Here is a 9,036-nt window from a genome sequence, read left to right on the forward strand (position 1 = left end):
TAGCGGCGGTCGTAGTCGTCGCGGGCGCGCTCGTAGGCGGCCCGGTCGGCGTCGTACTGGGCCTGGCGGCTGTCGTAGTCCGCGCGGCGGGCCTCGTAGGACGAGCGCTGCTGCTGATAGGTCTGCAATTGCTGCTGGTAGGCGCTGTCGCTCTGAGTTTCGTACTGCGCCATGGCGGGCGCGGCCGAGGTGATGGCGACGGCGCCGGCCATCAGCCAGGCCAGACGACGGGAGGTCATGGGGAAGTCTCCGTTCCGACGAACGGATCGGGCGCTCCGCCCCACGAGAGGCGCCGATCCAGGTTCCAAGTCCCTGCGGCGGAATAAGCCGCAGCGAAGGTCAAGGTTCCCGGAAAAGATCTCGGAACAGGGCTGGGATCAGTCGTTCAGCCAGGTGACGGCGAAGCGTTCGCCGGTCCAGACCGCCACGGCCATGGACGCTTCCTCGGTTCCGAACGACAGGGTCGGGGCCTTCAGCTCGACCTGGCGCGGCTCGTCGGCGGCGCAGGGCGCGCCGACGTCCTTGGCGCAGGTGGTCGGATAGGTCCCGGCCGGCTGGGCGGCGATGAAGAAGTTGGCCGTGTCGGCCACCAGGGTGATGGTCTCGGGCTTGCCGGGCGCGGCGCCGCGCTCGACCACCAGCACATGGGCGCCGCCGCGCGGCTCCAGCTTCGCCAGGTCGGCCTTGCCGTCGCCGTCGAAATCCCCGGCCAGCGAGGGCAGGGCGGCGGCGAGGGCGAGCAGCAGGGCGGGCATGAGGGGTACTCCGAGGTTACGACCTCAGGTTGGCGCGCGGCCGCCCGGCGTCAAGCCTCTTTCAGGGCCGAGCGCAGGTCCGTGCGGGCGAAGTCGTCGCCCTTGTAGAGCAGGGCGCCGTCGCCGTGGGTCTTGGCCAGGGCGTAGGCGAAGCAGTCGCCGAGGTTCAGCTTGGCGGGCGTGCGTCGGCCGAAGCGCACGAAGGCCTCAATAGCGAGGCGGGTCAGGGCGGCGTCCACCGGCAATACTTCTATCCGAAGCGCCTGCAGGAGGCTTTCCGCCTCTAGCCGCCCGATCTCGCCCTTGGCCACTTCGGCGCGCGCCAGGATCTCCCAGTAATTGACGCTCGATATCACGCGTTGGCCGGGCTCATCGCGAAGCCTTGCGGTGAAATCGACGGCTTCGGGCTCGCCGAGCAGGATCGCGACGACTGCCGAAGCATCGACGACGATCAACGGGGCAGGCCGTCGGCGTCGTAGAATTCGGCGTCGGACGGCATCGGGGCCAGTTCCGGGAGCGCCTGGAAGCGAGCCGCAATGGCGGCGACCTCGTCGAGATCGATGCCGGTCTTGCGCTGCCGGTCGTGTTCCAGCGTCGCGCGCACGGCGATGTCGATGGCCTCGGACAGGCTGCTCCCGCGTTGACGGGCCAGCTCGCGGACGTGATCCGCGACCTGGGTTTCGATCTCGATGGTCTCAACCTTGGTCATAGCGGTAGAAAACATACCGCGAACCCTGTTCGACGTCACGCCGTCGGCTTGGTGACCGTCATCATGTAGTTGATGTCGACGTCGGTGGAGCGGCTCCAGCGGCCGGTCAGCGGGTTGTAGGCGACGCCGAACGGGCCGTGCATCTCGACCGGCTCGCCGGCCAGGAAGGCGCGCAGCTCCTCGGGCTTGAGGAACTGCTTCCACTCGTGGGTGCCGGGCGGCACCCAGCGCAGCACGTATTCCGCGCCGATCTTGGCCAGGGCCAGGGCCTTGAGCGTACGGTTCAGGGTGGCGACGATCATCAGGCCGCCGGGCTTGAGCAGTTGGGCGCAGGTGCGCAGGAAGGCGCCCGGGTCGGCCACGTGCTCGATGACCTCCATGGTCAGCACCACGTCGAACGGCCCCGCGCCCTCGGCGACCAGCTGTTCGGCGGTGGCCGGGCGGTAGCCGATGGAAAGGCCCTGCTCGGCGGCGTGGGCCGCGGCGGTCTTGATGTTGTTTTCCGAGGCGTCGATGGCGGTGACGGAAAAGCCCAGGCGCGCCATCGGCTCGCTCAGCAGGCCGCCGCCGCAGCCGATGTCGATCAGGGACAGGCCTTCGAACGGCGCGCGCTCGTTCCCGTCGAGGCCGAAGCGCTCCAGCGCCTGTTCCCTGATGAAGGCCAGCCGGCAGGGATTGAACACATGCAGCGGCGCGAACTTGCCCTTGGGGTCCCACCACTCGGCGGCGATAGCCGAGAACCGCGCCACGTCGGCGGGGTCGATGCTCCAGTTGGGGGTGCTCGGGGCGCTCTGAGTCATGGTCAGCGTATGAGCACGACTTCGACCGGCAGGTCCAGATCGCTCCAGGCCCGATCGGCGGTCATGACGGGGAGGCCCTCCCGCATGGCCAGGGCGAGGCAGGCGCGGTCGCCGAGCGACAGGCCCTTGTGGCGGGTGGTGGAGCGAAGAACGCCGGCCTGAATGGCGAGATCGCGATCGAAGTTCACGGTGACGACGGAAAAGTCGCTCATCTGATCGTCGACCTGTTCAAGCGACAGGCCACGATCGAGCATCTTCGATATTACTTCGGTGAGGTTGACCGAGCTGATAAGCGCCCCCGGCAAGGCGACGGCGACATGCTCACGGCCCGGTTCCTGAAAAACCAGGGCCAGGATCGCTGACGAGTCCATCACGAACTCAGTCGTCATTGCGCATCCTGGCTTCATAGATCTGCGCTTCGAGTTCTTCGATCGCGGCTTCGCGCCGGCGGTCCTCGATCAGCTCCTCTGAAGCCAGCTTGTCTGAAGGGGGCAACTGCGCCAGACGCGCCTGCATGCGCCGGATCCCGGTCATGCCGCTGATGAGTGTGAAGCTTTCCTCGCCCAGATCGGCGATGATCAGGCCGCCGGGCCGGGCCCCTAGCGCTTTGAGCACTTCGGGTGGCAGGACCACGGAGCCGTTCGCGCCAACTTCCAATCGATAGGTATGCGGTATGGCGTGTTGAAAGGGTTTGGACTCCGCTTCGGCCATTCCTAACGGCGCGACCATCTCAGCCGGCCGCGTCTCCTCCAGCACATTCCTCACATGCTGGTATCGCTTGCCGAGGATGCGGGCGATGTCGGCGCGCTTGTAGCCGGCGGCGGCCAGGGCGCGGATCTTGCCGGCGACGGTGGTCTGGCCGGCCAGCAGGCGTTCGACCTCGGGCGACATGGCGCTTTCCGATCGTCTGTGGACAGGTAGATAGTCAGTCAGGTTGCATCCTGCGTCAAATCCTCGCCCCATCCCGAGAAAAAGACACATCCGCGACATTGCCGTTGCGCCAAGGCCCCGCTAGAAGGCGCGGGCTTGCGCGGAAGGACGGGTTCCGGCCGCGAAGGCGCAAGAAAAAGCCGCTTTGGTTCGAGGATTTAGAGACGTGTCACGTCTGGTGATGAAGTTCGGCGGCACCTCGGTGGCCGACCTGGAGCGCATCCGCCGGGTGGCGCGCCTGGTCGCCGCGGAAGTCGCCACGGGCAAGCAGGTCGCCGTCGTCGTTTCCGCCATGTCGGGCAAGACCAACGAGCTGGTCGCCTGGACGGACGGAGCCGGCCGCGCCGCCGCGGGCCTTCCCGCGTCTGACGACGAGTACGACGCCGTCGTGGCGTCGGGCGAGCAGGTGACCGCCGGCCTGCTGGCCATGACCCTGCGCAACATGGGCCACAAGGCCCGCTCGTTCCTGGGCTGGCAGGTGCCGATCCTCACCAACGAGGCGCACGGCAGCGCCCGTATCGAGGACATCCCGCCGGCCAATCTGGAAGCCTGCTTCGAGGCCGGCGAGATCGCCGTCATCGCCGGTTTCCAGGGCGTGACCAGCAAGCAGCGCATCACCACGCTGGGCCGTGGCGGTTCGGACACCAGCGCCGTGGCCATCGCCGCCGCGGTGAAGGGCGCCTGCGACATCTACACCGACGTCGATGGTGTCTACACCACCGACCCGCGGATCGAGAGCAAGGCCAAGCGCCTGGCCAAGATCAGCTACGAAGAGATGCTGGAAATGGCCTCGCTGGGGGCCAAGGTGCTGCAGACCCGTTCGGTCGAGATGGCCATGGCCCATCGCGTCCCGGTGCGGGTGCTGTCGAGTTTCGTCGAACCGGGCGAAGCCCCGGGCCAAGGTACGATCGTCTGCGACGAGGAAGAAATCATGGAAAAGCGCATCGTCTCGGGCGTCGCCTACAGCCGCGACGAAGCCAAGATCACCCTGCTGGGCCTGCCCGACCACCCGGGCGTGTCCTCGCAGATCTTCGGCCGCCTGGCCGACGCCAATGTGAACGTCGACATGATCGTGCAGTCGCGCGCCCGCAGCGCCGACACCGCCAACATGGAGTTCACCGTCGGCAAGCGTGACGCCGCCCGCGCCGTTGAGATCGTCCGCGCCGCCCAGGTCGAGATCGGTTTCGAGGACGTGGCCGTCAACGAGGACGTGGCCAAGGTGTCGGTGATCGGCGTGGGCATGCGTTCGCACGCCGGCGTCGCCCAGTCGATGTTCGCGGCCCTGGCCGAGAAGAACATCAACATCCAGGTCATCTCGACCTCGGAGATCAAGATCTCGGTCCTGATCGACGCGGCCTACACCGAGCTGGCCGTCCGCGCCCTGCACGCCGTGTACGGCCTGGACCAGCTGTAAGAACGCGAAGACCCCCTCAGTCGCTCCGCGCAGCTCCCCCTCTGGGGGAGGCGGCCCGGAGGGGCGGAGGGGGATCGCCGTTGCCTAAACGTCGTGCTCTGACGTTATGAAGGCGCACCAGCCTTCGAGAGTCCCATGTCCGACGTCTTCAAGTTCGACCCCGCCGCCAAGACCGTCACCTTCCACGGCGACGCCGGCCTCGAGCTGCTTTACGATCTGCTGCTGCGCGCCAAGTTCGGCGACGGCTACGAGAAGCCGCTGCTGGTCAGCCCGTGGCTGGCGGCGCTGCTGCGCCAGCTGGACCAGGCGCTGCCGGACGACGGCCAGTGGTTTCCCGAAAAGCCCGGCCAGCCGATCTTCGACACCGACGACCTCCTGGCCATGGGCGACGCCGTGATCGAGGAAGGCCACACCGTCGGCTGGTGGACCATGACCGAGCCGGAAAAGCGCGACTACCTGCGCAACGTCGTCGCCGCGCCCCATCCCCTGACCGACCTGCAGGTCGAGTTCATCGAGAGCGACATCGACGCGGCCCTGGAACAGGCCCGCCGCCTGGTCATGGACGCCGAGGAGCCCCTGGCCCTGCCGGGTCACGGCTGACACCTTCTTTGCTTTCCTGGGCCCTGTTTTGCTTTCCTGGGCCCTGTGGATCCATAGTTCAACCGCTCCTGAATGGAGCGTTCCTGGCGACCACGCGGGCGGAGCGCCCCCGGCGGCTCACAGCCTGGCGCAGCCATGGGTCCTAGGCACAAGGCCTAGGAAGGCGAGATTAGCGATCGTGACAGTGGGCCGCCGTCGCTTGTGGCGCTAAAACAATCCAATGGGCCATGACCTGACCGCCCCCGCCGAGCTGTCCTTTCGCCGCTACAGCGTCGAGGCGATCTCGCACGCCCACGACTTCGACCAGATCGTGCTGCCGCGTCGCGGCGTGCTGGAGATCGAGATCGACGGCAAGGGCGGCCGGGTCGATCCGGGCAGCGCCGCGGTGATCCCGCCGGGCACGCGCCACGTCTGCGCCGCAGGCGGCGAGAACCTGTTCGTGGTGGCCGACATCGGGTCCTCCCTGATGGCGCCGTTCGAGCGCCTGCGCGAAAAGCCGTTCGCCTGCGTCACCAGCCCGGTGCGGGGCCTGCTGTCGTTCCTGTCGGGCGAGGCGCCGGGCGGCATCGACGACGGCGTCGCGGGGCTGTGGACGCCGCTTCTGCTGCGCGGCCTGTCGAGCGGCCCGATCGCCGTCGATCCGCGCCTGGCCCGCGCCGCGGCGATGATCGAGGCCCGCTACCACCAGCCGCTGACCGTCCGCGACCTGGCGGCCGAGGCCGGCATGAGCCAGAGCCGCTTCTTCGACCGCTTCGCCGCCGCCTACGGCGCGACCCCGCACGCGGCCCTGACCGACGCGCGGCTGCGGGCCGCCCAGCGCCTGCTGGAGGATCCGGCCCTCTCCATCGCCGAGATCGCCGTCCGCACCGGTCACGGCGACCAGAGCACGCTGACGCGACGCATGAAGGCCGTGCTGGGCGTGACCCCGGCGGCCTGGCGAAAGGGGCGATGGTAGCGGTAAATCTATCGCTCGCCGCAGCCTATCGACTTGGATCCGAAGCCTCGACCGCCGCCCATGTTGGAAAAACATGGGAGAGGAAATCGTGGATCGTCGCACCCTGATGCTGCAGGCCGCGGCCCTGGCCGCCCTGCCGGCCGGCAAGGCCCTGGCGGCTTCGCCCAGGTTCCCCGACCGCTTCCTGTGGGGCGCCTCGACGGCCGGCCACCAGATCGAGGGCAACAACGTCGCCAGCGACTTCTGGCTGATGGAGAACGTCGAGCCGCGCGGCTTTACCGAGCCGTCGGGCGACGGCGTCAACAGCTTCGAACTGTGGCCGCGCGACCTTGATCTGGTGAAGGCCCTGGGGCTGAACACCTACCGCTTCTCGCTGGAATGGAGCCGGATCGAGCCCGAGCGGGGCCTGGTCTCGATCGCCATGCTCGACCACTACAAGGCGATGATCGAGGGCTGTCGCGCGCGGGGCCTGACGCCGGTGGTGACCTTCAACCACTTTTCGTGCCCGCGCTGGTTCACGGCGGCGGGCGGCTGGACCAGCGCCGACTCGCCGGCCCTGTTCGCGGCCTTCTGCGACCGGGCCATGCGCCATCTGGGCGGAGAGATCGGTTACGCCGTAACGCTGAACGAGCCGAACCTGCCGGCCCTGCTGCTGTGGACGCCGATCCCGGCCAAGGCCTACGACCAGAAGGCGGCCAACCGCGCGGCGGCGGCCAGGGCGGCGGGCGTGGCGAGTTTCCCCGGCGGCTTCATGTTCCGGGCCGAGGAGTTCGCACCGATGGTTCCCAATCTCGTCGCCGCCCATCGCCAGGGCAGGGCGGCGATCAAGGCCGTGCGCGGCGACCTGCCGGTGGGGATGAGCCTGTCGGTGGCCGACGACCAGGCGGTGGGTCCAAACAGCAAGCGCGACGCCAAGCGAGCGGCCGCCTATGGCGTCTGGCTGGAGGCGGCGCGTGACGACGATTTCGTGGGCGTGCAGAACTATGTCCGCACCCAGATCGACGCCGACGGAACCCTGCCGCCGCCGCACGACGCGCCGCAGAGCGACATGCACACCGAGATCTATCCGGCCTCGCTGGGCGGTTCGGTGCGCTACGTACACGAGGCGACCAAGCGGCCGATCCTGGTCACCGAGCATGGGCTGAGCACCCAGGACGACCGCCTGCGCGCGGCCTTCATCCCGCCGGCCCTGGCCAGCCTGAAGCAGGCGATCGACGAGGGCGTGCCGGTGCTGGGCTACATCCACTGGTCGCTGCTCGACAATTTCGAATGGAACCAGGGCTACGCCCAGAAGTTCGGCCTGGTCGCGGTCGACCGGAAGACCTTCGCGCGCACGCCCAAGCCCAGCGCCCACGTGCTGGGCGCGATCGCCCGGGCCAACGCCCTGGCCGGCTGAGGCGGGAGCCTTCGCCCGGTCTTCGGGAGCTTTCGCCAAAGCCAGGGGATCGCGCGCCTGCTAGGTCCGGGGTCATGATCAGTCCCCGGAACCTTCTGCTCGGTCTTCTCTACGGTCTCGTCGCCGGCGCCCTGTGGGGCGGGGTGTTCCTGGCGCCGAAGCTGCTGGACGCCTTCACGCCGCTGCAGATGACCGCCGGGCGCTACATCGCCTACGGCCTGGCCGCCGCCGTACTGCTGGCGCCGAGCTGGCGGTCGGTGATGGCGCGGATGGACCGCCGCGACTGGCGGGACCTGGCCGGGCTGAGCCTGCTGGGCAACCTCGTCTACTATGTGGGCCTGTCGGTGGCGGTGCAGACGGCGGGCGTGGCCCTGGCCTCGCTGATCATCGGCCTGTTGCCGGTGACCATCACCCTGGCCGGCGCCCGGAAAGGCGAGGGGGCCCCGCTGCGGGCCCTGGCCGCGCCGCTCGCCCTGATCATCGCCGGCGGGGTCTGCATCAACGTGGCGGTGTTCACGACGCCTTCGGACGTGCCGGTCGGCAAGCTGATCCTCGGGGTGCTGGGCGCGACCCTGGCCCTGGCGGTGTGGACCGCCTACGCCGTATGGAACGCCCGCCGCCTGGCCGCGACGCCGAAGTTCAGCAGCCACGAGTGGTCGCTGCTGACGGGCCTGGTCACGGGGCTGCTGTCGCTGGTGCTGGTCGTTCCGGCCTTCCTGATGGGCGGCCCAATGGGGGGCGAGGTGCATGCGCCGGCCGCCTGGGGCTGGTTCTGGATGGTCAGCTTCGCCGTCGCCATCGGAGCCTCGGTGATCGGCAACGGCCTGTGGAACGGCGCCAGCCGCCTCTTGCCGCTGTCGCTGTCGGGGCAGCTGATCGTGTTCGAGACCCTGTTCGCCCTGCTCTACGGCTTCCTGCACGAGGGCCGCTGGCCGCACGTGCTGGAGTGGTCGGCCATCGTGCTGATGCTGGCCGGCGTGCTGTGGTCGGTGCGGCTGCATCGGCCGGGGGCGGCGCACGCTGCAGAGTAGCGCCAACACCTCCTTCCGTAAAATCCCCGCGAAAGCGGGGACCCAGGTGTTTTATCGTCGAGCGCCGCAGGTTGCAGAAAAAGCCTGGGTCCCCGCTTTCGCGGGAATTTTACGGGGGAGGGGAACGCTGAAAAGCTCTTGGAAAACCTGACACCAACATGAACAGGCGCGTTCAGGTCGGGTTCAAACGGCAGGGCTCATAAACGTCCTCAACAGCGCCGCCTCCGGGTTTGGCGACGCTTCTGGAACAAGGAGCACTGCCATGAAGACCTTCGGTAAGTTCAGCAAGATCGCCATCAGCACCGCCATCGCCGGCGCGCTGGTCCTGCCCGCCACGGCCGCCTTCGCCGGCGATCGCGGCAAGAGCAACAAGACCGAGCGCGCCATCCTGGGCGCGGTCCTGGGCGGCGCGGCCGGCGCCATGCTGGGCGACAGCGACGGCGGCG

General features: G+C 68.5%; 11 protein-coding genes and 2 pseudogenes. 6 read left to right on the forward strand and 7 right to left on the reverse strand.

The window, feature by feature from the left end; all coding sequences use genetic code 11:
• The 7 genes and pseudogenes from DMC18_RS01800 to DMC18_RS01830 form a co-directional block, all read right to left on the reverse strand.
• Positions 1-239: pseudogene (locus DMC18_RS01800) on the reverse strand (hypothetical protein); the annotation flags it as partial.
• Positions 240-377: 138 nt separating this feature from the next.
• Positions 378-755, reverse strand: a complete 378-nt coding sequence (locus DMC18_RS01805) for a hypothetical protein (RefSeq protein WP_110120197.1) — start codon at positions 753-755, stop codon at positions 378-380.
• A gap of 50 nt (positions 756-805) precedes the next feature.
• The gene (locus tag DMC18_RS01810) at positions 806-1,210 is read right to left on the reverse strand and encodes a type II toxin-antitoxin system VapC family toxin (protein WP_199228472.1); all 405 of its coding nucleotides are present in this window, start codon (positions 1,208-1,210) and stop codon (positions 806-808) included.
• Positions 1,207-1,464, reverse strand: coding sequence for a type II toxin-antitoxin system VapB family antitoxin (locus tag DMC18_RS01815; RefSeq protein WP_158285834.1), 258 nt, complete (start codon positions 1,462-1,464; stop codon positions 1,207-1,209). The genes DMC18_RS01810 and DMC18_RS01815 overlap by 4 nt, the downstream gene beginning before the upstream one ends.
• 35 nt (positions 1,465-1,499) lie before the next feature.
• Positions 1,500-2,264 carry a bifunctional 2-polyprenyl-6-hydroxyphenol methylase/3-demethylubiquinol 3-O-methyltransferase UbiG gene (ubiG, locus tag DMC18_RS01820; protein WP_110120199.1) on the reverse strand — a complete coding sequence of 255 codons (765 nt, stop codon included), beginning with the start codon at positions 2,262-2,264 and terminating at the stop codon, positions 1,500-1,502.
• Between the two features lie 2 nt (positions 2,265-2,266).
• The gene (locus tag DMC18_RS01825) at positions 2,267-2,653 is read right to left on the reverse strand and encodes a type II toxin-antitoxin system VapC family toxin (protein ID WP_110120200.1); all 387 of its coding nucleotides are present in this window, start codon (positions 2,651-2,653) and stop codon (positions 2,267-2,269) included.
• Positions 2,643-3,155: an AbrB/MazE/SpoVT family DNA-binding domain-containing protein gene (locus DMC18_RS01830; RefSeq protein ID WP_110120201.1), complete on the reverse strand. Its 513-nt coding sequence runs from the start codon at positions 3,153-3,155 to the stop codon at positions 2,643-2,645. Before DMC18_RS01830 ends, DMC18_RS01825 begins: the two co-directional genes overlap by 11 nt.
• A 205-nt stretch (positions 3,156-3,360) precedes the next feature.
• On the opposite strand from DMC18_RS01830, the gene DMC18_RS01835 reads away from it, so the two are divergent.
• The 6 genes and pseudogenes from DMC18_RS01835 to DMC18_RS01860 form a co-directional block, all read left to right on the forward strand.
• A complete protein-coding gene (locus DMC18_RS01835) occupies positions 3,361-4,608 on the forward strand; it encodes an aspartate kinase (RefSeq protein WP_110120202.1) in 1,248 nt (415 codons plus the stop codon).
• A gap of 135 nt (positions 4,609-4,743) precedes the next feature.
• Entirely contained in the window at positions 4,744-5,208 is a 465-nt protein-coding gene (locus DMC18_RS01840; RefSeq protein ID WP_110120203.1) for a hypothetical protein, read from the forward strand.
• A gap of 220 nt (positions 5,209-5,428) precedes the next feature.
• Positions 5,429-6,163: an AraC family transcriptional regulator gene (locus DMC18_RS01845; protein ID WP_110120204.1), complete on the forward strand. Its 735-nt coding sequence runs from the start codon at positions 5,429-5,431 to the stop codon at positions 6,161-6,163.
• An 88-nt stretch (positions 6,164-6,251) separates the two neighbouring features.
• Positions 6,252-7,559 (forward strand): family 1 glycosylhydrolase, encoded by a 1,308-nt coding sequence (locus DMC18_RS01850; protein ID WP_233248033.1) that lies wholly within the window; start codon positions 6,252-6,254, stop codon positions 7,557-7,559.
• A 74-nt stretch (positions 7,560-7,633) separates the two neighbouring features.
• Positions 7,634-8,590, forward strand: a complete 957-nt coding sequence (locus DMC18_RS01855; RefSeq protein WP_110120205.1) for a DMT family transporter — start codon at positions 7,634-7,636, stop codon at positions 8,588-8,590.
• Between the two features lie 262 nt (positions 8,591-8,852).
• A pseudogene (locus DMC18_RS01860) lies at positions 8,853-9,036 on the forward strand (hypothetical protein); the annotation flags it as partial.

Source organism: Caulobacter sp. D5, assembly GCF_003185805.1.
Taxonomy (GTDB): Bacteria; Pseudomonadota; Alphaproteobacteria; order Caulobacterales; family Caulobacteraceae; genus Caulobacter.